24 protein-coding genes are annotated in these 26,258 nt (G+C 68.0%); 15 read left to right on the top strand and 9 right to left on the bottom strand.

Annotated elements, in window-relative coordinates:
* Positions 1-33 precede the first annotated feature (33 nt).
* Genes cydB through EU513_RS03175 form a run of 4 tightly spaced genes read left to right on the top strand, consistent with a single transcriptional unit; the run spans position 34 to position 4,775 of the window.
* On the top strand, positions 34-1,098 hold the full coding sequence (cydB, locus tag EU513_RS03190; protein WP_129624443.1) for a cytochrome d ubiquinol oxidase subunit II: 1,065 nt from the start codon (positions 34-36) through the stop codon (positions 1,096-1,098).
* Between the two features lies 1 nt (position 1,099).
* A complete protein-coding gene (gene cydD, locus EU513_RS03185; protein WP_129624442.1) occupies positions 1,100-2,719 on the top strand; it encodes a thiol reductant ABC exporter subunit CydD in 1,620 nt (539 codons plus the stop codon).
* The gene (cydC, locus tag EU513_RS03180; protein WP_129624441.1) at positions 2,716-4,395 is read left to right on the top strand and encodes a thiol reductant ABC exporter subunit CydC; all 1,680 of its coding nucleotides are present in this window, start codon (positions 2,716-2,718) and stop codon (positions 4,393-4,395) included. The genes cydD and cydC overlap by 4 nt, the downstream gene beginning before the upstream one ends.
* Complete coding sequence (locus tag EU513_RS03175) at positions 4,392-4,775, top strand: BlaI/MecI/CopY family transcriptional regulator (protein ID WP_129624440.1); 384 nt, start codon at positions 4,392-4,394, stop codon at positions 4,773-4,775. The genes cydC and EU513_RS03175 overlap by 4 nt, the downstream gene beginning before the upstream one ends.
* Here the strand turns inward: EU513_RS03175 and EU513_RS03170 are convergent, their stop codons facing one another.
* Complete coding sequence (locus tag EU513_RS03170) at positions 4,776-5,660, bottom strand: M56 family metallopeptidase (protein ID WP_129624439.1); 885 nt, start codon at positions 5,658-5,660, stop codon at positions 4,776-4,778.
* An 83-nt stretch (positions 5,661-5,743) separates the two neighbouring features.
* Between EU513_RS03170 and EU513_RS03165 the strand changes: the two genes are divergently transcribed.
* The 3 genes from EU513_RS03165 to EU513_RS03155 all read left to right on the top strand — a co-directional run bounded on the left by EU513_RS03165 (position 5,744) and on the right by EU513_RS03155 (position 8,247).
* Positions 5,744-7,201, top strand: a complete 1,458-nt coding sequence (locus EU513_RS03165) for a UDP-N-acetylmuramoyl-L-alanyl-D-glutamate--2,6-diaminopimelate ligase (RefSeq protein ID WP_129624438.1) — start codon at positions 5,744-5,746, stop codon at positions 7,199-7,201.
* A gap of 257 nt (positions 7,202-7,458) precedes the next feature.
* Positions 7,459-7,746: a mycoredoxin gene (locus EU513_RS03160; protein WP_129624437.1), complete on the top strand. Its 288-nt coding sequence runs from the start codon at positions 7,459-7,461 to the stop codon at positions 7,744-7,746.
* Positions 7,747-7,749: 3 nt separating this feature from the next.
* Positions 7,750-8,247 (top strand): metallophosphoesterase, encoded by a 498-nt coding sequence (locus EU513_RS03155; protein WP_129624436.1) that lies wholly within the window; start codon positions 7,750-7,752, stop codon positions 8,245-8,247.
* Between the two features lie 20 nt (positions 8,248-8,267).
* Here EU513_RS03155 and EU513_RS03150 read toward each other — a convergent pair whose 3' ends face one another.
* Positions 8,268-9,254 carry a 3-hydroxyisobutyryl-CoA hydrolase gene (locus EU513_RS03150; RefSeq protein ID WP_129624435.1) on the bottom strand — a complete coding sequence of 329 codons (987 nt, stop codon included), beginning with the start codon at positions 9,252-9,254 and terminating at the stop codon, positions 8,268-8,270.
* Positions 9,255-9,401: 147 nt separating this feature from the next.
* Between EU513_RS03150 and EU513_RS03145 the strand changes: the two genes are divergently transcribed.
* From EU513_RS03145 to EU513_RS03125, 5 genes are all read left to right on the top strand, one after another.
* Positions 9,402-10,172 carry a glycerophosphodiester phosphodiesterase family protein gene (locus EU513_RS03145; RefSeq protein ID WP_240795896.1) on the top strand — a complete coding sequence of 257 codons (771 nt, stop codon included), beginning with the start codon at positions 9,402-9,404 and terminating at the stop codon, positions 10,170-10,172.
* 18 nt (positions 10,173-10,190) lie between these two features.
* Positions 10,191-10,622 carry an ATP-binding protein gene (locus EU513_RS03140; protein ID WP_129624434.1) on the top strand — a complete coding sequence of 144 codons (432 nt, stop codon included), beginning with the start codon at positions 10,191-10,193 and terminating at the stop codon, positions 10,620-10,622.
* 98 nt (positions 10,623-10,720) lie between these two features.
* Complete coding sequence (locus EU513_RS03135) at positions 10,721-11,596, top strand: DUF5926 family protein (RefSeq protein ID WP_129624433.1); 876 nt, start codon at positions 10,721-10,723, stop codon at positions 11,594-11,596.
* Positions 11,596-12,294, top strand: coding sequence for a glycosyltransferase family 2 protein (locus EU513_RS03130; RefSeq protein WP_129624432.1), 699 nt, complete (start codon positions 11,596-11,598; stop codon positions 12,292-12,294). Before EU513_RS03135 ends, EU513_RS03130 begins: the two co-directional genes overlap by 1 nt.
* Positions 12,291-13,733, top strand: coding sequence for a hypothetical protein (locus EU513_RS03125; protein ID WP_129624431.1), 1,443 nt, complete (start codon positions 12,291-12,293; stop codon positions 13,731-13,733). Before EU513_RS03130 ends, EU513_RS03125 begins: the two co-directional genes overlap by 4 nt.
* 17 nt (positions 13,734-13,750) lie before the next feature.
* On the opposite strand, the gene EU513_RS03120 is transcribed toward EU513_RS03125, so the two are convergent.
* The 5 genes from EU513_RS03120 to arsB all read right to left on the bottom strand — a co-directional run bounded on the left by EU513_RS03120 (position 13,751) and on the right by arsB (position 18,849).
* Positions 13,751-14,680, bottom strand: coding sequence for a cation diffusion facilitator family transporter (locus EU513_RS03120; protein WP_129624430.1), 930 nt, complete (start codon positions 14,678-14,680; stop codon positions 13,751-13,753).
* Positions 14,677-15,102: an arsenate reductase ArsC gene (locus EU513_RS03115; protein WP_129624429.1), complete on the bottom strand. Its 426-nt coding sequence runs from the start codon at positions 15,100-15,102 to the stop codon at positions 14,677-14,679. Before EU513_RS03115 ends, EU513_RS03120 begins: the two co-directional genes overlap by 4 nt.
* Positions 15,103-15,545: 443 nt before the next feature.
* Positions 15,546-17,312 carry an arsenical pump-driving ATPase gene (gene arsA, locus EU513_RS03105; protein ID WP_129624428.1) on the bottom strand — a complete coding sequence of 589 codons (1,767 nt, stop codon included), beginning with the start codon at positions 17,310-17,312 and terminating at the stop codon, positions 15,546-15,548.
* 12 nt (positions 17,313-17,324) lie between these two features.
* Positions 17,325-17,747 (bottom strand): arsenite efflux transporter metallochaperone ArsD, encoded by a 423-nt coding sequence (gene arsD / locus EU513_RS03100; protein ID WP_129624427.1) that lies wholly within the window; start codon positions 17,745-17,747, stop codon positions 17,325-17,327.
* Complete coding sequence (arsB, locus tag EU513_RS03095; protein WP_255407408.1) at positions 17,740-18,849, bottom strand: ACR3 family arsenite efflux transporter; 1,110 nt, start codon at positions 18,847-18,849, stop codon at positions 17,740-17,742. Before arsB ends, arsD begins: the two co-directional genes overlap by 8 nt.
* Positions 18,850-19,111: 262 nt before the next feature.
* On the opposite strand from arsB, the gene EU513_RS03090 reads away from it, so the two are divergent.
* Entirely contained in the window at positions 19,112-19,459 is a 348-nt protein-coding gene (locus EU513_RS03090; protein ID WP_129624425.1) for a metalloregulator ArsR/SmtB family transcription factor, read from the top strand.
* A gap of 63 nt (positions 19,460-19,522) precedes the next feature.
* Here the strand turns inward: EU513_RS03090 and EU513_RS03085 are convergent, their stop codons facing one another.
* A complete protein-coding gene (locus EU513_RS03085) occupies positions 19,523-21,550 on the bottom strand; it encodes a hypothetical protein (protein WP_129624424.1) in 2,028 nt (675 codons plus the stop codon).
* Between the two features lie 108 nt (positions 21,551-21,658).
* On the opposite strand from EU513_RS03085, the gene EU513_RS03080 reads away from it, so the two are divergent.
* Positions 21,659-22,924 (top strand): glycosyltransferase 87 family protein, encoded by a 1,266-nt coding sequence (locus tag EU513_RS03080; protein WP_129624423.1) that lies wholly within the window; start codon positions 21,659-21,661, stop codon positions 22,922-22,924.
* A 2,081-nt stretch (positions 22,925-25,005) separates the two neighbouring features.
* Here the strand turns inward: EU513_RS03080 and EU513_RS03075 are convergent.
* Positions 25,006-25,635 (bottom strand): TMEM165/GDT1 family protein, encoded by a 630-nt coding sequence (locus tag EU513_RS03075; RefSeq protein WP_129624422.1) that lies wholly within the window; start codon positions 25,633-25,635, stop codon positions 25,006-25,008.
* 36 nt (positions 25,636-25,671) lie between these two features.
* Between EU513_RS03075 and EU513_RS03070 the strand changes: the two genes are divergently transcribed.
* The gene (locus EU513_RS03070) at positions 25,672-26,157 is read left to right on the top strand and encodes a DUF4446 family protein (protein ID WP_239702640.1); all 486 of its coding nucleotides are present in this window, start codon (positions 25,672-25,674) and stop codon (positions 26,155-26,157) included.
* The last annotated feature ends 101 nt before the right edge of the window (positions 26,158-26,258 follow it).

The raw sequence follows: 26,258 nt of genomic DNA, 5'->3' as shown, positions 1-26,258 counted from the left end.
CCGCCGGACATTCGCGAAAAGGACTGAGAACACATGTCTCTCGAAACACTCTGGTTCATCATCATCGGCGTCCTGTGGACCGGCTACTTCGTGCTCGAAGGCTTCGACTTCGGGGTCGGGATGTCGCTACCGATCCTCGGCAAGGGCTCGGACAAGGCCGACACCGACAAGCGTCGCCGCGTCCTGCTCAACACCATCGGCCCGTTCTGGGACGGCAACGAGGTCTGGCTGCTCACCGCCGGCGGTGCGATGTTCGCGGCGTTCCCGGCTTGGTACGGCACGCTCTTCAGTGGTTTCTACCTGGCGCTGCTGCTGATCCTGGTCGCCCTGATCGTGCGCAACATGGGCTTCGAGTACCGCCACAAGCGTGACTCGGACGCGTGGCGCAAGGGCTGGGATCTGTGCATCATGATCGGCTCGTTGCTGCCGCCGCTGCTGCTCGGTGTGGCGCTGACCAACATCGTCGCCGGTGTGCCGATCACCCAGGACCGGCACCAGGAGTTCATCTTCACCGGCAACCTGTTCACGCTGCTGAACCCGCTGTCGCTGCTCGGTGGCCTGGTGTTCGTCGGCCTGTCGCTCACCCACGGCGGCCACTTCATCGCGCTGAAGACCGCCGGTCAGATCCGCCACGACGCCCGGGCCTTCGCCACCAAGGCCGGCCTGGTGACGGCGGTACTGGCCGTCGTGCTGCTGCTGTGGGTCGGCCTCAAGACCGGCAACGTCGGCTCCTGGATCACCACGGCGATCGCGGCGGTGTCGCTGCTCGCGGCGATCTTCTTCAACACCAAGGGTGCGGAGGGCAAGGCGTTCATCGGCACCACCATCACCTGGGCGATGGCCGTCGCGACCTACTTCCTGGCGATCTTCCCGAACGTCATGCCGAGCACGACGGACGATCGGTTCAACCTGACGGTCGAGAACGCGTCCAGCTCGCACCTGACGCTGCAGATCATGACCGGAGCAGCGCTGATCTTCACCCCGATCGCGCTGGCGTACACCGCGTGGAACTACTGGGTGTTCCGTCGCCGGATCAGTGTCGAGCACATCCCCGGCGCCGTCGACCCGCTGAAGATCCAGGACGAGGTGGACGCCTGACATGAAGCCGTTCGACCCCCGACTGGTCAAGGAAGTACCCGCCACCCGAGTGCCCGTTGTGGTGCTCGGTGTGCTGGGTGGCCTGTCGGGGGTCGCGGCCATCTCCGGTGCGTTCGCGATCGCGGCGCTGGTGGTGGCTCTGGTCCGCGGGCACTCGCTGACGGGCCCGGCGGTCGCGGTTGTTGTCGTCTTCGTAATCCGCGGTCTGCTGTCCTTGCTCACCGAGCAGGTCGCGTCCTGGGCGGCGACCCGCATCTCGGGTGCACTGCGTCGCGACTACCTGCGACGGATGCTCGCGGCGCCTGCGGACGAGCGTCCGGACGCCGCCCGTCTGATGACGGTCTCGACCCACGGGGCGAGCGCGGTCGAGCCGTATGTCGCCCGCTACCTGCCCTCCTTGGTGGCGGCTGCCGTCGTGCCACCGCTCGCCGTCCTCTGCCTGCTCTTCGTCGACTGGAGCAGCGCGCTCATCGTGGTGCTGACGTTGCCGCTGCTGCCGGTGTTCGCGGCTCTGATCGGACGCTTCACGCAGGACGCCACCGAGAAGCGGTGGAAGACACAGACCCGCTTGTCCGGTCACTTCCTCGACGTGATGCGCGGACTGCCGACGCTGGTCTCCTACGGCCGCGCCGAGCACCAGGCCGAACAGGTTTCCGCGGTCGGCGACCGGCACCGGGTCGCCACCGTCCGCACGCTGCGGATCGCGTTCATGTCGTCCGCAGCCCTGGAACTGCTGGCCACCATCTCGGTCGCGATCGTCGCGGTCTGGACCGGCATGCGTCTGGCATGGGACGAACTGGAACTCGGTGTCGCGCTGACCGCGATCCTGCTCGCGCCGGAGGCGTACTGGCCGATCCGTCGGGTGGGGCAGGAGTTCCACGCCGCCGCCGACGGTGTCGAGGCGATCGATTCGTTGCTTCCGAGCGCGCCGCCCGACCGCTGGTCGTGCCGTTCGGATGAGGAACGAAACCGCACGCGCCGAAACCAAGGTGCTGCGGACGCAGGAGCCGCAAGGAGAGCGCTGGTGCTGGACGGCGTCCGCTATCGCTACCCGGGCACCGACCACGACGTGCTGGACGACGTCTCGTTCACGGTCGAGCCGGGCCTCACCGTGCTGGCCGGACCCTCCGGATGCGGCAAGACCACGCTGCTCGAACTGCTCGCCGGACTGCGCACACCGACGGCCGGCACCATCGAGCGTCCGACCACCCACCTGGTCACCCAGACCCCGTTCATCGCGCCGATGAGCGTGCGCGACAACCTGCTCTTCGGTGTCAGCGACACCTCACGTCTCGACGAGGCGATGTCTGCCACCGGCTTCGAGCGCATCCTCGGCACCCTCCCCGTCGGTTTGGAGACTGCGTTGGGAGACAACGGCTTCGGCCTGTCCGCCGGCCAGCGCGCCCGTCTCGTTCTCACCCGAGCCTGGCTGAGCGACGCCGACGTGCTGCTCGTCGACGAACCCACGGCGCACCTCGACCCCGAGGCGGCGGACGACGTCCGCGACCTGATCGTCGATCTCGCCGCGCGGCGTCCGGTGGTGGTCGTCAGCCACGACGACGAACTCATCGACCGCGCCGATCACACCATCCGCCTCGCTCACCGGGCGGTGGCCCGATGAACCAGTGGACCCCGTACGGACCATCGATCAAGAAGCAGTCGGCTCCGTCACGCGCCAAGATCGTGATCGCCGGGGTCATCGGCGGCCTCGCCGTCGGATGCGGTGTCTTCCTGACCGCCACCTCGGGCTGGCTGATCGTGCAGGCGAGCAAGCACCCGGTGATCCTCACCCTGCTCACCGCGGTCGTCGGCGTTCGCGCGTTCGGCATGGGACGCCCGGCGTTCCGTTACGTCGAGCGGGTCATCTCGCACGACGCCGCGTTGAACTCGTTGCGGCACGAGCGCACCGAGGTCTACCGGCGACTCATCCCGCTGACCCCGGCCAGGCTCGGACGCCGGCGTCGCGCCGATCTGCTCACCGGCGTCGTCCGCGACCTCGACGATGTCGTCGATCTACAGGTGCGCACCGTCGTGCCGCTGATCGCCACACTGGTCGCGTCGGCCGCTGCGGTCATCGTCGCATTCGTGCTGAACGCAACAGCCGGGTTCGTGCTGGTGGTGTTCTGTGCTTCAGCCGTGCTCGTGGGGGCGCTCGACCTCGCGCTGGAACGCCGCGGGCAGGCGCAGGTGCTCGAAGCACGCGCGGCGGTGCAGCGCGCGGCGCACCTCGTGTCGGCCAACCCCGCCGAGCTGCAGGCAATCGGGGCATCCGACGAAGCGCTGCGCTGGATCGACGAGGCGCAGGCCGAGCTCGAAGGCGCGAGTCGCCGGCAGGCCCGCGGGCGCTCGGTCGGTCTCGGACTCTCGTTGGCGCTCACCGGGACTGCCACCGTCGCACTCGGCTACCTGTTGTTCGACCCGGTGCGTAGCGGTGACCTGGACACGCCCCTGGCAGCCCTGCTCGTGTTCATGCCGTTGGCGCTCGGCGATGTGCTCGGCCTGATCCCGGACGCCGTCGGCGCGCTCGCCCGCGGCCGAGCTGCCACGAAGCGGCTGAGCGTCCTGCTCGATCAGGCTCCGGCGGTCGTCGCGACTGCTCACGACGAACCGGGCACGGACACGACTGTCGAGCTGAGCGATGTCAGCGCCGCGTGGACCGACGATGCGGTGCACCTGGCGCCGCTCGATCTGATGATCTCTCCGGGCGAGCACGTGACGATCACCGGCCCGAACGGCTCCGGCAAGTCCACGTTGCTGGCGGTGCTCGCTCGTCACCTCGACCCGGCGTCCGGGTCGTACCTGATCGGCGGACGCGACGTCCGCAGCCTGTCGCTCGACGCCGTCCGTGACCTGTTCGCCGTCGTCGACGACGAACCCCACATCTTCGTCGGCACCGTGCGCGCCAACATGCTGCTCGCTCGTCCGGGAGCGTCCGACCAGCAGGTCGCGGCAGCCCTGGTGCAGTCCGGGCTCGGACACTGGCTCGCCGCGCTGCCCGCCGGCCTCGACACCGAACTCGGCGACGGCAACCGAGGCGTCTCCGGCGGAGAACGAGCCCGACTGGGGATCGCACGCGCCGTGCTGTCGGGTCGGCCGATCGTGTTGCTCGACGAGCCGGTCGCTCACCTGGACACCCCGACCGCACGCGAGGTGCTCGCCGACCTGCACAGCGCGACCATCGGCCGCACCGTGATCCTCGTCGCGCACCAGCCGGTGGGAACCATCGGTGCCCAGCGCGTCGTAAAATTGAATGATCACCGCTCTTACGAGCCCGCACCACCGGGATGGACCTCATGAATCGTGACAACGTCAGCGCCAACGGCCTCGGCGACCTCGAACGCGCGATCATGGAGTGCCTGTGGGCCACTGAGACTCCACTCATCGTGCGTGAGATCGCCGAACGCCTCGAACAGACCGACGGCAAGAAGCGCGCCTACACGACGGTGATGACGGTTGCCGACCGTCTGGCCAAGAAGGGCCTGACCGAGCGCGTCCGTGACGGGCGTGCCTGGCGCTACAGCGCGGCGTCCAGCCGTGAGGAGCTCACCGCCCAGGCGTTGCGCGAAACACTCGCCGACTGGGCCGGCCCGGCCGAGTCGGACGCCGTGCTGCACTTCCTGCAGGACATGCCCGACCGCGATCTCGCCCGCGTCCGCAAGGCGCTGGAGGCGCTCTGATCAGCTGACGAGAGTCGCCACGGTGAGCAGCCCGGGCAGCTGCAGCACGAACATCGCGGTCAACACCGTTCCGACAGCCAGTCGCCGGCGGTAGGTGCCGTACGCCAGCTGCTCGACGCGGATCACCGCATCGTCCGTCGCGCCCAGCGCCGACGCCGGGTGTTGGCCTTCGGCGAGCGCCAGCATCGCGGTGGCGACCGGCCGCTTGCCGGTCACACCGACGGCCCAGCGGTCGGCCAGCAACTCGATCAGCAACTTCACCTCGCGCAGCCCGGCAGTGCTGCGCACCGCCGCGGGCACGGCGGTGTGCAACACCGTGAAGAACTCCAGGACGAGGTCGTGCCGCTGCCGCAGATGCGAACGCTCATGTGTCAGAACGGCCTCCAGTTGATCCGCGTCGAGAGCGTCGAGCGTTCCCTGGGTCAGGATCACCCGCCGGCTGGAGCCGGGAACGCAGTACGCCGTCGGTGTCGGGTGAGCCAACACCCGGACGTTCTCCCCGAGGGCCGCGTCATCGATGCCGATGAGGTCGACCAGTTCGGTGTGCTCACGGCGTCCGCGGCGTAGGTCCGTGCCGATCCGGTGGCCCTGCAGCAGCAGGCGAGCCAGCAGGAAGCCGGTGACCACGAGACCGGCCAGCAGGAGTGTCACGTGCTTGCCGGGGTCGGGATCGTGATGTCCGCAGGTCGCTCGGGCGTACAGAAGGACGGCCAGCGGGGCTGCGAGCAGTCCGGAGGCGACGGCGGCGAGCGATACGCTCTGCCACAGCAGCAAGGCCGCCGCGGGCACCGAACGCAGTGCGGTGAGCCGGGGGAGAAGACGGGGCATCGGCCAGGCCAGCAGCACCGCCAGCAGGATCAACGCCACGACGAACACGCGTCCCATTATCGCCAGGACGGCTCCTCGCCACGACGTCGGTCGGCAAGCGCGTCGAAGGCGGGTCGGGCGCCCGTTGCTAGGCTCGTCGGGTGAGGCTGAACTCCGCTGCAATTGCAACCGTTCTGAGCACCGAGGTGCCGGTCGAAGGCGAGTTCACCGCCGTGACCAATGCATCGAACCAGGTGCAGCCCGGCGGGGTGTTCGTCGCGATCAAGGGGTTCACCAGCGACGGTGCCAAGTACGCGCCGGACGCGATCTCCCGCGGCGCACGACTGGTCGTGGCGCAGGAACCGATCGACGGCGTGCCGACGGCTGTTGTGCCGGACGCCCGGGTTGCCTTGGCACAGTTGGCGTGTGCGTTCGCCGGGGATCCGTCACATGAACTGACCGTCTACGGCGTCACCGGAACGAACGGCAAGACGACGAGTTCGTATGTGCTGCACGGGATTCTGTCGGCCGCGTACGGCGAGGACGCGACTGGCCTGCTCACCACTGCCGAGATCGTGGTCGGGAGACACCGCGAACCGGCGGTGCGGACGACGGGCGAGGCACCTGTCGTCCAGGGCAACCTGCGTCGCATGCTCGACGGCGGCGCGAAGCATGTCGTGCTGGAGACCAGTTCGCACGGTCTCGCGCTGCACCGAGTGCTCGGAACCCGTTACGCGGCAGCACTTTTCACCAATCTCACGCGGGATCACCTCGACTTTCATCCCGACATGGAGGACTACTACCGCACCAAGCGGAGGCTGTTCGAGCGCACCGACGGACCCAAGCTGGTCAATGCCGACGACGAGTACGGTCGCCGCATCGCCGACGAGGTAGACGGCACGCTCACGTACGGCGCTTCCGCCGACGCCGATTACCGCATTTCGGACGTGCGGCTTGAGGGGGCCGGGACGGCGTTCACGCTGAAAACCCCCGCCGGGCAGTCACTCGCGTTCCGTACTCCGCTGCTGGGTGACTACAACGTGCACAATGTCGCGGGCGCGTCGGCGTTGCTGCTGGAGATGGGCCTGGACGCCGACACGCTCGTCGCGGCGGCGCAGACCATCCCGCAGGTGCCCGGCCGGTTCGAGCGGGTCCCGGCCGCTGCGGATCGCGGGTTCGAGGTGATCGTCGACTACGCCCACACCGACGATGCACTCCGCGCCCTGCTCGAGGTGGCCCGTGAGGTGACCTCGACGCGAGGTGATGATGCCCGGTTGATCGTCGTGTACGGCGCTGCGGGAGAACGGGATCCGGCCAAGCGTGCACCGATGGGGACGGTGGCCTCCCGACTGGGCGACATCAACATCATCACCACCGACGACGCGTACTCCGAGGACCCGCAGACCATCGCCGACGAGGTGATGAGCGGTGCCGACAGTTCGAACACGGCGGTCGTGCTCGAACGCCGCGAAGCTATCCGTCAAGCCCTGGACGAGGCGCGTCCGGGCGACGTCGTGGTCGTCGCCGGCAAGGGGCACGAACGCGTCCAGCACCTGCCCACGGGTGACATCGACTTCCACGACCCGACCGTCGTCACCGAGCTGCTCGCCGACCGTTGATCGGGTGCTTCGTGCGCGGGAGTGGTTTCGGCGCACGCTGATTCGTTCCTCATCGGCGTGGCTCAACCAGCGGGAGTTGCGTGGGTCAGCGTCCTGCCGCTGGTCGAGCCCATACCCGCTCGCTGGTTGAGCCCTACGCATGAGGAACGAATGCGTAGGCGCCGAAACCGCGCGCATTCGTCGGTGTTCCGGCACAGCGGAGGGCAGCGGGCGGCGCACGGTGGAATCCCGATCAACGCTGTGGTGTTGGTGTGGTCATGAACGTGAGCCAGATCCTTCCCCGCGGCGTCGAGTTGCCGGCCGCGGGCACCGTCACGCTGTTCTCCACCGGGTGGTGTGGCTACTGCCGCCGGTTGAAGGCCGGCCTCGACCGCGAGGGCATCGGTTACACCGAGATCGACATCGAGCGCTCACCCGCCGCGGCCGAACTCGTCGAGGTGATCAACCACGGCAACCGCACTGTGCCGACCGTGGTCTTCCCGGACGGGGACTGCGAGACCAATCCCTCGCCGGCACAGGTGCGTTCACGCCTCGGCGGCAACTGAGTCGTGACGAGAGTCCTGGTGCTGGCCGACACGCATGCGCCTCGCTTCTGGAAGACGGTGCCGCCGGCGCTCGTTCCGCTGCTCGAGCAGGCCGACCTGATCCTGCATGCCGGTGACGTGTGCGTCCCGTCGGTGCTCGACGAACTGGCCGCCTACGCGCCCGTGCGAGTGGTACTCGGCAACAACGACGGGCCGGACGTGGCGGCGTGGAACGCCGGGGTGCCAGAGACGCTGGAGTGGGAGATCGACGGTCTGCGGGTGGCGATGATCCACAACTCCGGTGCGCGCCAGGGTCGTGGCCGCCGGATGCGGCGTCGTTTCCCGGACGCGGAGCTGGTCGTCTACGGGCATTCGCACATCCCGATGGACGTGGTCGACGACGGGTGCCATCTGTTCAATCCCGGATCGCCGACCGACAAACGCCGGCAGCCGCGTCCGACTGCAGGGATGCTGGAGATCGAGGCCGGCGCACTGGTGCGCCACGACCTGATCACCCTCTGAAGTGCACCGGGGCGTCGGCCTCAGTCGAACGCTGCGTCGACCTCGTCCTTCGGAACGTCGTCGAGCGAGTCGTGCGTCCACTTCGGGGCACGGTCCTTGTCGACCAACTGCGCACGCACGCCCTCGGCGAAGTCGGCGTGGTGTGACACGACGCGGGCCAGTCGCAGGTCCTGGGCCAGCACCTCGTCGACCGTTTCCATCGAGGCCGCCCGGCGCAGAGCCGCGAGCGTGATCGAGACCGACCAGGGCGAACGCTGCGCAATCAGTTCGGCGGCCACCCGGGCCTGCTCGACGGACGAGGTGCGAAGGCGTTCCAGAATGACGAACGCGTCATCCCCTGCGTAACACTCGTCGATCCAATCCTGTTGTCCGGCAAGTTCACTGCGCACGTGCTGCGCCTCATAGTCAGGTGCGCGTCCGTCGGCGAGCGAGGAGACGACGGCCGGCCACGACGCCGAGTCGATGACGGCGTCCGAGAGTCCGGCGTAAACCGCGTCCGCACCGGAGATCATCTGCCCGGTCAGTGCCAGGTGGGTGCCGATCTCGCCGGGCGCCGAGGCGAGCAGGTGCATCGCGCCCACGTCCGGGAAGAAGCCGATGATCGTTTCCGGCATCGCGACCTTGGTGCGTTCGGTCGCCAGCCGCAACGAGCAATGTGCCGACACCCCCACGCCGCCACCGAGCACGAACCCGTCCTGGAAGACCACGATCGGTTTGGGGTAGGCGGCCAGGCGGGCGTTCATCGCGTACTCGGCCGCGAAGAAGTGCTGACCGTCCTGGCCGTCGAGAATTTCCGTGCGCACTGCGACGACATCGCCGCCCGCGCACAGCCCACGCTCGCCGGCGCCCTCGATCGTGAGCGAGCTGATCGCTTCGTCGCGCTCCCACTGCTGCAGTTGCGCATCGACGGCCTCGACCATGGGCAACGTCAGTGCGTTGAGTGCCTTCGGCCGGTCGAGCACGATGCGGCCGAGACGCCCCTCCACCTGGAACTCCACGTCAGTCATAGCGCCACCTTCTCAGACGGACGCGTCCGCTTGGCGTAAGGCGCGGCGATCGCGCCTTACGCCCGGGCACGAGTCCGTACCACGGCGTAAGGCGCGACGGTCGCGCCTTGGTGCGGGGTGGCTGTTGAGTGCGGCAGGATTGCAGTCGTGCGTGAGACACCGCCCCTGGTGATTGCCCATCGCGGATCGAGCGAGGCTCACCCCGAGCACACACTGAGGGCGTACGAACAAGCCTTCGAGGACGGAGCGGACGGCGTCGAGTGCGACGTCCGGCTGACGTCCGACGAGCAGCTCGTGTGCGTCCACGACCGCACACTCCACCGCACCAGCAGTGGCACCGGCGTCGTCTCCCAGTTTACGCTGGAACAGTTGCAGGAGTTCGAGTGGGGCTCCTGGAAGGGCGAGGGCCACACCGGCTCGCTGCTCACCCTCCGGGAACTCATCGAGACGCTGCTCGACGGGCCGCGCAAGCTGCAACTGGTGATCGAGACCAAGCACCCGTTCCGGCAAGCGGCTCGCATCGAGGAAGTGCTCGCCGAGGTGCTGGAGGAGTACGGGCTGCTCGATACGGCGACGGCCGATCTGCAGGTGCGACTCATGTCGTTCTCGTCCCGGGCAGTCGCGCGCTTCGTACGGTTGGCGCCAGAACTCGAGCGGGTGCAGTTGGTCGAGACCGTGCAACTGCTTCGCTACCGCACCTGCGTCGGTCCGAATGCCTCGATCGCCGGTCCCGGTATCGGGTTGCTGCGCCGGGACCGCAAGTTCGTGGCCCGCCACCACGCGGTCGGCAACCACGTGCACGCCTGGACCGTCGACTCGCCCGAGGACATCCAGTTGTGCCTCGACCTCGGCGTCGACGCGATCATCACCAACCGACCCGCTGCAGTTCGAGAGGCTGTCGAGCGCGCCTACTCCTGAGATGACAAACTTGCGCGCATGACCGAAGACGGCTCCACCAACGACTCCTGGGTGCGCACCGTGCGCCTTGCCTTCACCAGCGACTCCGTGCCGGAGGTGCGGCGCGTGTTCACCGAGGACCTCGCCGGTTCACTCGTACCCACCGAGGTCATCGAGGAGACCGAGACCGTCGTCTCCGAACTCGTCGCCAACGCGTTGCTGCACGGCCGCCCGCTGCCCGACGGCACCATCCGAGTGCACTGGAAGGTGCGGCCGCCGCGCATCGAGATCGAGGTCAGCGACGGCGGTGGTGAGCGTTCGCCCCAGCCCAAGCCCCAGACCCCCTGGGCCAACAGCGGCCGCGGCCTGCGCATCGTGCGTTCCCTCGCCCACGAGTGGGGCGTCGCGGACGAGGACAGTCGCACCACCGTCTGGGCTGCCATGGGTGGCCCGAGTCGTCGCCGAGTCTGACCGGTAGCTCACCTGCGGGCTACCCACCTGCGTGACGCGAGGAGCGCATCGAGCGCCCGGGACCGATTCGGTGCCACGGGTAGGTACGCTGGCCCACCATGGGCAAGGCTTCGCGACGCAAAGCACAGAAGAAGGCCGCCGGGATCAAGCCGGCGAAAGTACAACCGGCACCGTACGTCGCCCGACCCTTCGAAGGCTTGCCGAACCAGGCCCAGTGGGTCGCCATGCGCGAGATCGTGCCGGCCGCGTCCGCCCCGGTGACCGTCGAGGTCGACGGCACCAGCCACGACATCACGCTCGCCACCGTCCTGCCGATGGGTTGGCCGGCGATGAAGCGCGACACCGGCGAGATCTTCGTCGCCCTGCAGTCGCTCACCGGCTCCGGTGATGCCAGCCGCGACCTGGCTGAAGTCGTCCGCGCCGCAATCGAACTCGAGGCCGGCATGCCGCTCGAGGACGCTCCGCGCACCACCGCCGACAGCCCCCGGATGCAGGACTTCGTCAAGAGCGAGGACCTCGAGGTCACCGTGCACGACGGGTTCGACTTCTGGGTCGAGGGCCAGGACCTCGACGAGGCCGGTCGTGCGTCGATGGACCGTGCGAACGAGTCCGTGTCGCCGACGGTCCGGATGAAGGACGTCCCGTCCGCGTACTGGTGTCAGATCGGTCAGCGCACCTATGTGCGTTGGGTCCTCGAGGTCGACGAGGACAAGGCGACGGATGCCCTCGCGCGTCTGCACGCTGCCGGTGAGAGCGGCCTCGGCGAGGGACGTCTGCTCGGTGCATTCCGTGCGTACGGCCTGCTCGTCCCGGTGTGGGAGGTGGACGCGTCCGTGGAAGCGTCCGCGCACGACGCCGAGATGAAGGCGCTCGCCGCCCGTTTCGACAAGGCTGTGAAGAACGACGCCGCGCTCACGCCGCAGGAGCGTCGCGCCCGTAACGGCGTCGTGAGTCGACAGATCACGCTGCGCTGATGCCGGTCCGGCAAGGGGTCATCGCGATCGTCCCGGCCAAGGACGAAGTGGCAAGGATCAAAGCCACGGTGCAGGCGGTGTTGAGCCTGCCCGAGGTGCTGAGCGTCATCGTCGTCGACGACGGGTCCGGCGACGGAACACACCAATTGGCAGCGGACGCAGGCGCTTACGTGTTGCGGCACCCGCGCACGCTCGGCAAGGCGACCGCGATGGACAGCGGTGTCGTCTACGCCGAGCAGCTCGGTTACGGCAGGAGCCCCGTGCTGTTCGTCGACGCCGATCTGGAGGACTCCGCTCACGAGATCACCCCGCTCATCCGGCCGATCCTTGCGGAGGAGGCCGACATGACCATCGCCACGTTGCCTGCGCAGAAGAGCTCCGGTGGTGGCACCGGACGCGTCGTCCGACTGGCTCGTGATGGCATCCAGGGGGCCACCGGGCGACGTTTCGAGCAGCCGCTCTCCGGACAGCGCTGTCTGAACCGGGAGGCCCTCGACGAAGCTCTGCCGTTCGCCGCCGGCTGGGGTGTCGAGGTCGGGATGACGATCGATGTCCTGCGGGCCGGTCTGCGTGTGCAAGAGGTGCCGGTCGCCCTGCACCACCGGGTCACCGGCACCGATCTGGGCGCGCAGTTGCATCGTGCGAATCAGTTCAAGGACGTCTGGATCGCGCTTCGCCAACGGCGGGCCAAACGGTGAGGCTGCTTCGGCAGTCACGAATCCCGTTGCTGCTGCTCGCGTTCGGCCTTCTTCTGTTGGTCGGTGCCGGCCGCACCTCCGCAGCCAAACCTCCTCTCGGACCGGGCGAGTTCGCGCCCGGCCCTTTCGTTCCCTGGTATCCCAGTGCCGCCGTCGTCACGACGATCCTGTTCGTCGCCTGCATCGCCGGAACGATCGGCGTTCTGCTCGGCCTGTTGCGGATGCCCCCGCGTCCGGCCCGGTGGTGGGCCGTCGCGCTGCTCGGCGCGGGAGCGCTGCTGACCGGACCGTTCGGTTCGGCTGATCACATCAACTACGCCGCCTACGGTCGCATCGCCGTCAGTGGTGACGACCCGTACGTCGAGTCGCCGATCAAGTGGCATCAGGGCCTCGACCCGGTGGCCAGTGCCGTGCAGGCGCCGTGGCAGGACACCCCCAGCATCTACGGGCCGATCTCGACCGCGCTGCAGGCGGTCTCGTCTGCGGTCGGCGGGACGAACCTGCGCGACACCGTCTGGATCTGGCAGTGGTTCGTCGTCTTCGCCTGGGTCGCCGTGCGAATCCTGTTGCTGCGCATGGCCGCCGACGATGTCTCCCGACGCCGCGTGGACGTGCTCTGGACCTTCAACCCACTGGTGTTCAGCGTCCTGGTGCTCGGCGCCCATGTCGACCTCATCGCCGGAGTCTTCGTGCTCGGCGCGCTCTGGGCGATGCACAAGAACCCTGTGGCGACAGGGATCTTCGTCGGTTCAGCCTTCGCAACGAAGGTGACCTACGGCGTCGTCCTGGTGGCGATCCTGTGGGCCTGGCGGACGCTCGACCGCGAGCGACTGAAGTCTTCCGTGCTGCGACTGTTCGGCGGTTTCGCATTGGTCGTCGTACCTGCGTATCTGATCGCCGGGCCCAACGTGCTGCGCCAGCTGAAGGCGGCCGGCGGTTCGTTCTCGTACGCGTCCCCGTGGTCGCCGGTTATCCGGGGGCTTCGCCATTTCATGCCCGAATGGGCCGTCACCGCAGTCGTTTTCGGTCTGTCCGCCGCCGGCATGATGGCGTTCGCGTGGTTCGGCTATCGGCTGGCGTGCCGACTCGGACTCGCAGACTCGATCCACGACGACCACACCCGCGACGCCGTGCTGGGGACGTTCGTGCTGATGACCGCTTACGTGCTGCTCGCGCCGTACACACTGCCCTGGTACGACGCAGTCACCTGGATGTTGCTGCCGCTGGTGGTCCCGTTCGTGTGGGACGCGATCCTGCTGGTGCGCCACCTGTTCATGACGCTGGCGTACGTGCCCGGTCGCGCCACCGGGGTCGCGCCGTCCGTGCAGGAATGGACGCTCGGGTTCCGCGGCAATGTCACGCCGTACGTGTGCTGGGCCTCGCTGCTGGCGCTCGCCGCTCTCGCGTGGCGCTCAACGAAAGCAACCGACCACTCGTAGCGCAGAACCCGCGCCGGTCAGGCGTGGGTCGGGTACTCGTGACCGCCGTGTGCGGGTCCCTCGAACTGGATGGTCGAGTGCTCGATCGCGAAGTCGTCCCGGAGCCTTCGCTGGACGGCGTCAAGCAGTTGCAACGTGTGCGAATCGCGGAAGCAGGTGTCGTCGACGACCAGGTGTGCGGTCAACACGGGGATCCCGGTCGCAACCTGCGTCGCGTGCAGATCGTGCACGTCACGTACGTGGGGAAGGGCCAGGATGCTTTCCCGGACGGCCACGAGATCGAGACCCGGAGGCGTCGACTCCATCAACACGTGCACCGCTTCGCGGAGCAGGCGGATGGTGCGCGGCACAATCAAGGCGACAATGACCAACGAGGCGAACGCGTCCGCCCGGGTGAAACCGGTGGTCGCGATCACCACAGCGGCAACGATCACCGCGACCGAACCGAGGGCATCGTTGGCAACCTCGAGGAACGCCGCTCGCATGTTGAGGTCGGCTGATCGCGAACCGGCCAGCACGGCCATCCCGATGGCGTTGCCCACCAGACCGACGATTCCGAAGACGACCATGGCGGTTGAAGTGATCTCGGGCGGCTCGAGCAGTCGCTGGACACTCTCGACCAGAATGAACACCCCGACGGCGAGCAGGAGCATCGCCTGCGCAGCCGCCCCGACGATCTCCGCGCGCAGGAATCCCCACGTGCGGAACGGTGTTGCCGGCCGACGCGCGAGCGTGGCGGCGAGCATCGCCATCGTCAGGCCGGCGACGTCGGTGAGCATGTGGCCGGCGTCGGCCAGCAACGCCAGGCTGCCGGACGCAATCGCGCCCACGACTTCAACGACCAGGACGGTGACGGTGATGGCAAGCACGGCCGCCAACCGTCTGCGGTGATCGACCAACCCGGACGCGTGGTCGTGGCCGTGCCCGTGTCCCTGCGCGCCGCTCACCGTTCGACCGGCTCGACACCCAATTCGCGCAGCAGCGTCCGCACCCGTTCCTTGATCTCGTCGCGGATCGGGCGAACCGACTCGACGCCCTGACCCGCCGGGTCGTCGAGCGTCCAGTCGAGGTAGCGCTTACCGGGAAAGAACGGGCAGGTGTCTCCGCAGCCCATCGTGATGACGACGTCCGAGGCCTGCACCGCTTCGGTGGTCAGGACCTTCGGCTTCTCGGCCGAGATGTCGATGCCCTCCTCCAGCATCGCCTCGCGCACCGCAGGGTTGATCGAGTCGGCCGGAGCTGAGCCGGCGGACCTGACCTCGACGGCTCCTGCGGACAGGTGGTGGGTGTAGGCCGCGCCCATCTGAGAGCGTCCGGCGTTGTGCACGCAGACGAACAGGACGGACGGACGGTCAGTGTGTTCGGACATTCGTGTTCCTTCCGGGTGGGCAGATCGGTGAATGCCCAGAGGATCTCGCGCAGCAGCGTAGTGACGCGCGCCTGGATGTCGTCGCGAATCTCGCGGACCGCCTCGAATTATGCGCCGGACAGGTGTTCGGCCAAGGCTGCCGCCATCTGGGAGCGACCGGCGTTTGTGCACGCACACGAACAGCAGTTCGGGCACCTTCTTGGCGACACGGCCTTCGGCCTGTGCTGTTGCCATGAGTTGTTCGCGCGCCTGGCGCGCAACGAGCACCGGTAGGTAGGTGTGCACGGTCGAGCGGGGAGCCAGCAGGCCCCACGTCGGTGACGGCGGCTTCGATCTTGTCGGAGTCGAAGACCCCGGAGTAGGAGTGGTTCATGTCGTCGATGAGTTGGCGGACGACGGTGTCGCGATCGAGTTGCATGGCGGGCTCCAGCGCGAGTGATGGGTTAGGTGGGTTGGTGGCTCGACTCGGTGAGTCGGCGGAGAGCCTGCGGGCCGTGGGGCTCGTCGGCGAGCATCGGGATCATCGCGGTGCGGTCGGCCCGTCGGCTGATTTGGTTCAGGTGTTGCTCCTCGGCGGCGGCGCGGGCGGCGAGGAACGGCGAGGTGGCGTGCGCTGCGGCCAGCGAGCCGTTCACGACCCAGGCCCACGGGTGGATCTCGGCACGCTCCAGGTCGTTCTGCAACTCGGTCGCCTCCAACACCGGGGTGGTGTCGGGCAGGGTCACGATCACGACCTTGGTCAGGTCGGGGTCGCGCAGTCGCATCAGCGGGGTGGTGTACGTGCCGGAGTCGCCCATGCTGCGGGCGATGTCTCGGTGATACGAACCGGTCGCGTCCATCAACAGCAGCGTGTGCCCCGTAGGCGCGGTGTCCATGACGACGAAGTGACGGCGGGCCCGGTTGACCATGTGGGAGAACTGCCCGAAGACGGCGACCTCTTCGGTGCACGGCGACAAGAGGTCTTCGGCCAGCCGTGCCCGGCCGGCGTCGTCGAGGTTCTTGCCCTTGCTCGCCATCACCTTGTCGCGGTACTCCTGCGTGGCCAGCTGGGGATCGATGCGCGACACCGTCAGGTTGCCGACCACCTCCTGTTCCAGCACCTCGTCCAGGTGTGCGGCCGGGTCGGTGGTCGTCAGGTGAACAGCGTGCCCGCGGTCGGCGAGCGCCACGGCGATCGCAGCGGCCACCGTCGTCTTGCCGACTCCGCCCTTGCCCATGCACATGACCAGCCCGTGATCGGACGTCGCGAGTTCGTCGACGAGCCCGGCCAACGGGCCCAGGTCCAGTTGCTCGCTGCTTTCGGCGCCGTCGGGAACCTCGATGTCGGATGCAAGAAGGTTTCGGACGGCGTCCACGCCGACGACCGTGTGCGCCCGTAAAGGAACGGTGGTCAGCGGCAGAGGCTTCAGGGCGGCGGGCAAATTCTCGATGGCGTCGGTCTCTCGGCGGTGGACCGCGTCGGCCAGGTCGTCACCGGTGGCGGCTGCGGGGAGAACAGCATTGACGACGAGGTGTTGGCTGGTGATGCCGATCTGTGCGAGTTCTTCGCTGGTGCGTGCTGCTTCGCGCAAGGTCGCCTGCTGGGCTCGGGCGACCAGCACCAGTCGGGTGATGGCGGGGTCGGCCAGGCGGCGGACGGCTTCGGCGTAGACCGCGCGGGTGCGGTCGAGCCCGGCCATCGGGCCCAGGCAGGAGGCGTCTGCCTTGCCGGCGTCCAGGAAGGAGGTCCACTCACCGGGCAGTTGCAGCAGTCGGATCGTGTGTCCGGTCGGTGCGGTGTCGAAGACGACGTGGTCGTAGTCGCTGATGCGTTCGTCGTCGGCCAGGAAGCTGGTGAACTCGTTGAAAGAGGCGATCTCGGTCGTGCACGAACCCGAAAGCTGTTCGGTGATCGAGTCGAGCTCGGCCTGGGGGAGCAGGTCACGGACCGGTGCGATGATCTTCTCCCGGTAGGCCTCGGCGGCCTCGTTCGGGTCGATCTCGAGCGTATCCAGTCCGGGTACCTGGGGTACGGGCGTGATTCGGTCACCGACGGTGAGGTCGAACACCTGCCCGACATTGGATGCCGGGTCGGTCGACAGCAAAAGGACGCGCTTGCCGGATTCCGCGAGGCTCACTGCTGTTGCGCAGGCCAGCGAGGTCTTCCCGACTCCGCCCTTGCCAGTGAAGAAGACGAACCGGGGGAGTCCTTCCAGAAACGTCAAGGTCATATCGAACTCCGTTCAGCAGCAGTCGGATTCGGCGTCGGGACCGCAGGCTTTCGCGGTCGAGGACAGGCCCACATCGGTAACGCCGGCGGGAAGACCGGCCGGTGCAGTGATACCGGTGAAACGCGAGAGTTCATCGCGGTCCGGATACCGCCCGGTCACGACGGTCACTCCGTCCACCGTCGTCAACGGCAGACCGGCTGAACCCGCGACCCGCAGAAAGTCGGCGACGACTTGGTTCGCGGCAAACGCCGATGGATCGTTCCCGAGGTTGTGCCGCTCTATGTCGGCACCCTGATGCTGCAGGTGATCGAGGTCGGCGGTGAAGCGCACCAACTCCTCGTCCAGTTCCGGCCCGCAGACCCCGGTGTTGCAGCACAGCGCAGGCTCGAAGACGCGGACGGCCGGGCCCAGGATGGACGGACGCGACTCAGACATGATTCTCCTTGGAACTGTCAGTGCTGGTAGAGCGGTCGAAGCGTGGACGCAGGGCGAGGGCGACGTAGACCAGAGCGACGAGCACGGGCACTTCGATCAGTGGACCGACCACACCGGCGAGTGCTTGGCCGGAGGTGACTCCGAAGGTCGCGATCGCGACGGCAATCGCGAGTTCGAAGTTGTTTCCGGCGGCGGTGAAGGCGAGCGTCGTGGTGCGCTCGTAGCTCATGTCGAGAGCTCGGCCGAGCAGGTAACCGCCTCCCCACATGACGACGAAGTAGGCCAGGAGCGGGAGTGAGATCCGGGCAACGTCCATCGGGCGAGAGGTGATCTGTTCACCCTGCAGCGCGAACAGGATCACGATGGTGAACAGCAGGCCGTACAGCGCCCACGGGCCGATCTTCGGCAGGAAGGAACGCTCGTACGCGTCTGCGCCCCAACGCTTCTCGCCGATCCTGCGGCTCAGGTATCCGGCAAGCAAGGGGATGCCGAGGAAGATCAGAACGGACTTGGCGATCTGCCATGCGGACACGTCGAGCTGGGTCTGGTCGAGTCCGAGCCAGCCCGGCAGGACAGACAGGTAGAACCACCCGAGAGCCGCGAACGCGATGACCTGGAAGACCGAGTTGATCGCGACGAGTACGGCAGCGGCCTCCCGATCGCCGCAGGCAAGGTCGTTCCAGATGATCACCATCGCGATGCAACGGGCCAGGCCGACAATGATCAGGCCGGTGCGGTACTCCGGCAGATCGGGCAGGAAGATCCACGCGAGGACGAACATCAGGGCCGGGCCGATGATCCAGTTGAGCGCGAGGCTCGCGCCCAACAAACGCCGGTCACCGGAAACGGTGTCGAGCCGGTCGTAGCGCACCTTGGCAAGCACCGGGTACATCATCACCAGCAGTCCGATGGCGATCGGAAGCGAGACTCCGTCCAACTCCACGGCGCCGAGTGTGGATCCGAGGCCGGGCACCAATCGGCCGAGCAGTAGCCCGATGACCATCGCGGCAAGGATCCAGACCGGAAGGAAGCGATCGAGAGTCGAGAGCTTGGTGGCGACCGATGGCTCGGACTTCGCGGTGTGCGTCCGCGTGTCGCTGATGGGCGTACCGCCCGGACGATCGCAGCCTTGGCGAACTCGTGCACCTCGTGGGTGTAGCAGATCCCCACGTCTGTCCATCCGCTCGCTTCGAGGGCGTCTCGGTACGCGGCCTCGCTCAGAGGTGGAGCGAGCGGAGTCGGCGTACCGCTGCCGTACCTGTTCACGGATGTCGGACCGGTCGACCATGAGTTGTTCCTCGGATTAGATGAACGTCGATACAGCAACCCTGGCGGATTGCTTCGATATTTGTCAATATGGATGGATGACGAAGCTCGCGCCTGCTCCCGCCGCCGACTGCTGTGCACCTGGTGAGCCGGCCGGACTGTGCGTCTCGGATGCCGAGGCTGCTGCGGTGCTGCTCAAGGCCGTGGCCGACCCGGTGCGGCTTCGTCTGTTCTCCCGGATCGCCGCGGTTACCGATTCGCTGTGCGTCTGCGACATCCAGGACGTCGGGGTGTCCCAGCCGACGGTCTCGCACCACCTGAAGAAACTGCGCGAAGCCGGGCTCATCGACTGCGAGCGCCGCGGTACATGGGTGCACTACTGGCCGACCGAACTCGGCAAAGAGGTCAACCGTGCGGTGAGCACACTGGCGAGACTTCGGGCCTGACCGGCGCGGGGGCCAAGACAGCCCCGCCACGCGACCCGAGCAAGCTCGATATCCGAGGGCGGATCAGATGTGGATCGTCGGGTCCTGCTCGCGGCGAAGGGTCTGAGCCGCGAGTGCAAGAGCGAGCGCCAGGGCGAGTCCGATTCCGTTGAGCAGCAAAGCGAGTCCGGAGTCGTTGAGCACGAACCCGAAGGTCCAGAGCACCAGCAGACCGATCAAGGTCTCGCGGCCGAAGCGGACGCGGGCAAGCGCGTCATCGAGCGCCCGGCCAGGACGTGAGGTCGGTCGGGCAATCATCCAGATCAGCACGGCGAGGGCGATGGGCACGAGCGGGCTGAACGGCGTCCCGAACACCAACCGCACGTTCGCACCGAGCTTGTCACCGACGACGCCGAGACCCTCGCCGTCGATCACCTGTTGCACGAATTTGCCCAGGTGGGTGCGGGATTCGGCCGGACGAAGCCAGTCGGCGAACGCGAGCACTGCCGCCACGGCCAGCGCGGCCACCCCGGCGAACAGCACCAGACGCAGACGCAACCGGGCGGCGAGCGCGAGCAGGGCCAGCACCACGGCGGCCAGCACGACGGCCGGCGGACCGCCGAAGTCCGCTCCCCAGCCGGGCCATCCGTCGATGATCACGGTGGCCAGGCCGGCGAGGGCGATGGTGACCGCTGCGAGGCGTCGTTCACCGCGGACGATCAGCGCGCCGGCACCGAGGCCGGCTGCGATCAGGGCGCTGGTGGCGAAGAGTCCGAACCCCACGTTGCCCATGCCGTAGAAGCGGCCGCCGTTGATCGGTTGCAGGCCGAGCAGCGATCCGAACTGAAGCCTCGAACCGTGCATCACGTCCACACCGATGATCACCCAGGTGGCGATCGCGACGGCGATGATCGGGCCGGTCGGGGTGCGGCGCCACCGACCGGCGTACGCGATCGACACGATGATGCCTGCGAACAGCAGCGTGAAGACCACCAGCCAGACCGGCGCCGCGGGCCAGGCCGCCCATGGTGCCAAGACGCTGAGGAAGGTGGCAGCCGGAACGGCGGCCCACACGGTGACGACTGGTGGCAGCCAGCCGGCGACACGAGTGCGGCTGCGCCACAGCAGGATCCCGAGGATGAGTCCGAGCAGCGCCCAGCCGGCGAAGAACGGGACGCTGAGGTCGAACACGCCGCGCAACTGGTCGTCGGCCTGCCGCGCCTGATTGACCAGCGAGGACGACGGAGTCTCATTGGGAGCCAGTTGCAACGGTGATCCCTGCACCTGCGAAGGCACGGGACCAAGTGGCGCGAGGAATGTCGCGGTCAGGTCGGGCAACTGGACGATGCCCGACTGGCGCACGGACGCCGACCACAGCGTGCCGTGCTTCACCGAGTTGCCGAGCACGAACAGCATCCGAAGCCGTGCGTCGCCGGGCTCCTGCTGGCCGGGTCCGTCGGAGAGACCGGTGACGATCACCGTCGCGGACGCGGGGATGCCGGCGAACGCCTCGTTCAGCTGGGCCATCGTGGTGCGCGCCGAACCACCGGATGCGTCGACGAGGGTGAGGGCGCACTTGTCGTAGCGAGCGCCTTTCACCGAGGGGGTGAACGAGTCGACCGTGCCGTCACTGCCCAAGGCGCCCAGGGCCGCGTCCTGGCCCACGGCAGCGACGCACTTGCCGGCTGCGCGGTAGCGGTCGGCGAGCAGGCCGATCCGGTCGGCCTCGTCGGTGTTCCACGACGACCGGTCGGCGAACCTGGCGCCGCTCCCGGAGACCGCCGGCTTCGGCGGATCGGTGCAGAGCGCAGGAACCGACACACCTCGTCCTGCAGAGACGCTGAGCCAGGCGTCCGTCGAACACGTACCCGTCTTGCCGCCACGAGGCGTGACCGAACCGATCGCGCCGTAGTCGAGCGTCTCCCGCAGATCCGGGTACGCGGCGCGGGTGACATCGGCCCAGCGAAGACCGGGTGCGGCGATCACGACGATCGACCGGTCGGCCTTCAGATCGGTGCGGTCGGGGGCGCGATCGACCAGGTTCACCAACCCCAGGAGAGCGGCGAAGGAGACCAGAGCAGCCAGGACGACGAGGGTGTACCGGCGGGTCATGCGCTCAAGGGTAGGCGTCCACCCGTGCTGCAGTTCGACGGTGCCGAGCTGCGACCGCCGTATGATCCCGGGACTCGGCTGCTGCCGGTGGACAGGCACAATGTCCGGGTGACCGATCAGACCCGCCGCCGACTCGCCTGGGTCGGTGCAGCGGCCCTGATCCTGGCCTCACTCGCACCGCTCGTCTGGCTGCACCTGATCGATGCCCGGCCGGGTCGCTGGCAGGTGGACCTGGAGGTCTACCGCAATGCCGGCATCTCCCACCTGATCGGCCGGCCGGTGTACGAGTCGATCACGCCGCCGCCGCAGCTGCTGCCGTTCACCTACCCGCCGTTCCCGTCGATGCTCGCGGTCCCGCTGGCACTCATTCCGTTCCACGTCGCCGGCGTGCTCTGGTACGCGCTCCAGGCACTGACCAATGTCGCGATCGTCTGGATCGTCGGACGGCGCTGGTGGACCAAGCCAGAATGGTGGCGTCCGCTGACCTTCGGTCTGGCGCTCGCGGTCGCCCAGCACATGCTGCCGGTCACCGACGGGTTCCGATTCGCGCAGGTCGGTGCGTTCCTGCTGCTGCTCGTGCTGGCCGACTTCACCCGGTGGCGTCCGGTGCGTCGGATCCCGTTCGGTGTGTTGACCGGGTTCGCCGCCGCGATCAAGCTCACCCCGGCGATCTTCATCGTCCATCTCGCGATCACCCGTCAGTGGCGCGCGTTCTGGACCGCGACCGGCACAGCGGCTGGGCTCACGCTCCTGGCAGCGGCGGTGGACTTCCAGACCTCGGTCGACTTCTGGTTCGGCGCGTTGCTCGACCCTCACCGGCTCGGTTCCAACGCCGGTGTCTCCAACCAGTCGATCCGCGGCATGATCTACCGCCTGCGCGGCGACAACCTGGCCGGGTCCTTGATCTGGATCGTGCTCGTGGTGGCCGTCCTGTTCGTCGGGATGCGGATCGCCAAGCAGGCCCACGACCAGCGCAACACTCTTGCTGCGGTCGCCGCGGTCGCCCTGGTCGGTGTGCTCATCTCGCCGGTGTCCTGGATCCACCACCACAACTGGCTGTTGGTGGTCTTCCCGGTGCTGATCAGCCTCGCGGGACGCGACCGCAAGCGGCTGGCGATCATCGGGCTGCTGTTCGTGACGTACACGTTCAAGTGGCCGTGGTGGGCGTTCTGGGCGATGAACTCCCCGGGCGACATCGCGACCGACTGGTCGCTCAACCCGTTCTGGCAGCTGTTGGCGAACAGCTACGTCATCGCTGCGTTCGGGGCTCTCCTGCTGATCGGGAAATGGCTGCGATCCGCGCCCGTTGCATCACGACCAGCGGAGCCAGCAGCATCAGCCCGGCCGCAGGGATCCCCGTCCCCGAGTCGTTGACCGCGAAGCCGATGATCCAGCACACGGTGACGGCTGCCATTCCGTTCTGCAGCACCGGCAGGTGCGCGAAGATCGGGCGCAGTGGTGCACCCAACGGGGTCTGCGGGCGCAGCAGGACGTAGCTCAGCAGCAGCGGGATCAGCGGCACGAGCAGCGACAACGGACTCTCGGTCAGCATGTTCCAGTTCGCCTGCCACACCCGTTCGGCGCGGGAGAAGTTGCCGTTCATCACGGCTTGGGCGAAGAAGTCACCCAGGTGGGTCCGTTCGGCCGGGCCGCGCAGGTAGTCCAAGGCCGCCATGCCGGCGACGACCAATCCCGCGGTCGCGCTGATGATCAGGAAGCGCAACCAGGTCAGGCGCAGCCCGGCGGCGTTGATCGTGAGGTACGCGAACGCGGGGAGCATCGCGATCGGCCCGCCGGCTTCGGCGCCCCACCCGGGGTAACCGTCGACGACGATCGCCGCCACGCCGACCAGGGCCACGGTGAGCGCTGCCAGTCCGTGACGTCCCTCGTCGTGCCGGGTCAGCGGGCTGGCGACGATCGCGGCGAACAACAGGGCCGCGGTCGCGAAGAAGGCGAAACCCACGTTGCCCATGCCGAAGAAGCGTCCGCCGTACACCGGTTGAAGTCCGAACATCGACAGCAGTTGCAGGTCGTCCCCGTGGGTGACGTCCAGGGCGATCACCGTTCCCGTGATCAGACACAGCGCGGCCGTCGAACCACCGAGCCAGCGCCGCCACGGCCCCAGCAGAGCGACCGCTGCCAGTATGACCGCGATGAGCACGACCCCGCCGACGAGAAAAAGTCTGGGCCGGTCGTGCCTCCACCACGGGTAGGCGTTGACCAGGAAGGTCGACACCGGCATTGCGACGGCGGTCGCCGCGACGAAGGCGACGAACTGGTGCGCTGCTCTGCGCAGCTTGTCGCGGCCGCGGGCGGCCAGCACCATTGCATACCCGGCAGCGAGAAGCACGACGATCACGACGTAGAAGCCGATGACGAAGTCCCGGACCGTCGCGTGCTCGACGTGCAGCGCGTGGCTGAGTTCAGCCGTACGCAGCACCGGAGCGGTCGGACTGCCGGACGGCTGGACCAGCAGGTTGCGTCCCTCGGGCAGGTTCGGGGCCTTGTCGCCTGCGCGGGAGAAGATGAATGCGGACAGGTCGGTGAGCTGGACGATGCCGCGCTGACGGGTCGAGGCCGACGTGAGCAGCCCGTGCTGGACGCCGGGGCCGACCACGACCACGGGGTGCAGGCGCTCCGGGCCGGCGTCGTCCCCGAAGGAGCCGACCACAATCGTCGAGCGCGGGGGAGCGCTGTCGAGAATGCGCCGCAGGAAGGTGTCGTCCGGACGGTCGAGGCTGATGAAGGTGATGTTGCATCGGTTGATGTCGACCGCGCGAGGGTCCGGGGAGTAGTGCCCGACGACGCCGTTCCTGTCGGCGGCGCCGAGGGCCGCGTCCCGGCCGCCGGCAGCGATGCACCGCCCGGACGTGGACTGGCTGAACAGGCTGCCGACGGCACCGATCGGAGCCGGTTGCTGGCGCGCGAGCGTGGTCCGTCGCCAGGACGGCCAGTCGGGGAAGTTTGCCGAACCATCCGGGTACGTTTCGGGTGCGGGCGTCACTGGGCACGGTTCGGTGGGTTCGCCGGGCGGGGTCGCGCGCACGGATTTCCACAGGGTGGTGCGGACCCCGGCGGAGAGGCTGAGCCAACTGTGCGGCGAGCAACTGTGATCGGACATGCCGCGGGTCGTCATCGCGCCGACCGCACCCTCCCGGGCGAGGTCCCACAGGGCGGACGTACGTGCGTCCGGACCGTCGGTCAGCGTCAGGCCGCGAGCCGAGATGACGATGAGCGGACCGGGTTGGTCGCTCACCGGCTGGACCTTTGGTCGGGCCTGGACAGCAGACCACGCGACCGACGCTGCGATGCACGCCATCACCGTGAATGCGGTGATGAGGATCCAGCGGCGCAGCATCAGGTCAGCCTAGGTGCCCCGCCTGTGCCGTACCGAAACGAAAGGCGGCCCCAGGTTCGATCGTGACGAACGCTTCACCCGCAGCTGGCAGCGTTGCTCACAGGGGCAGCCAGTGCGGCAGGTCGACCCCCGCCAGCTGCAGCGCCATCGTGGCGGCGAAGAACAGGCAGATGCAGCCGGCGATGCGTCGGATCGTGGCCAGCCGGATGCGCTGCAGCAAGGTGCGTCCGAGCAGCGCGGCCAGACCGGAGACCAGCGCCAGCGCAAGGAAGGCGCCGACGCCGACCGCCCACGGGTTGCCGCCGCGGGCCACGAACCCGGCGGTGGCGAGCTGGGACAGGTCGCCCCACTCGGCGAGGAACAGCACCAGGAAGCTGGTCGAGATGACCTTCAGGCCCTGGGCCGATTTCGTCGCCTTGGCGCCGAACTCCTCCTCGACCTCGTGCTCCTCCTCGTCCGCCCTTGATGCGCCCTTGAGCAGCAGCACACCGGCAACGAAGAACAACACCATGACGACGGCCTTGACCGGCGTTTCGGGCAGCCGTCCGAGCAGGCCACCGAACGCGACCGCGACGACCGTCTGCACGAGGAAGGCGGATGCGACGCCGACCCAGACCAGCAGTGGCCGGTACTTCGTCGACAACACCAAGGTGGCGATGAACGTCTTGTCCGGGAGTTCAAGGATGAAGAGCGTCGTGAAGACGGTGAAGGCGAGTGCGAGATCCATGTCCGCGCGAGTTTAGTGCCCGACTAACCTGCCCAGGTGACCTCCACCGCTGTGGCGCTGCTCGCCCTCGTCGTCGCGGTGCTCGCATTGGCGGGTGCTGCGGTGGCCGTCCTGAGTCTGCGCGCGGTGCAGCGCAACTTCGAGGTGCTCTGGGGCTCCAGCGAACGCGGTCACGACGTTGCGTCCGTGGTGAAGGCGGAGCACGACCGCATCAATGCACTCGACCAGCGGGTCACCGCACTCGCAGGACGCGTGGATGGAGTGCACGAGCACGTCGCCGCCGGGCTGCGACACGTCTCGGTGGTCCGTTACGACGCGTTCGGCGACATGGGCGGACGCCTGTCGTTCTCGGCCGCGATCCTGGACGACTCCGGGGATGGTCTGGTGATCAGTTCGATCCATGCCCGCGGTGAGTCACGCACCTACGCCAAGGGCGTGATCGACGGGCGCAGCGAGATCACGCTGTCACCCGAAGAGCGCCAGGCCCTCGCTGCGGCGCGATCGGACCACCGCGATGCCTGACCGCCCCACCCGAATCGGCGTGAGTTGGTGCCCTTCGCCGGGCGCGGCCAAGGGCACGAACGCACGCCGATTCTTGCGACTTGCAACGGCACCCGCACCCG

This window comes from Yimella sp. RIT 621, from assembly GCF_004146205.1.
Lineage (GTDB): Bacteria > Actinomycetota > Actinomycetes > Actinomycetales > Dermatophilaceae > Yimella > Yimella lutea.
This window is presented reverse-complemented; position numbering and strand designations above follow the sequence as displayed.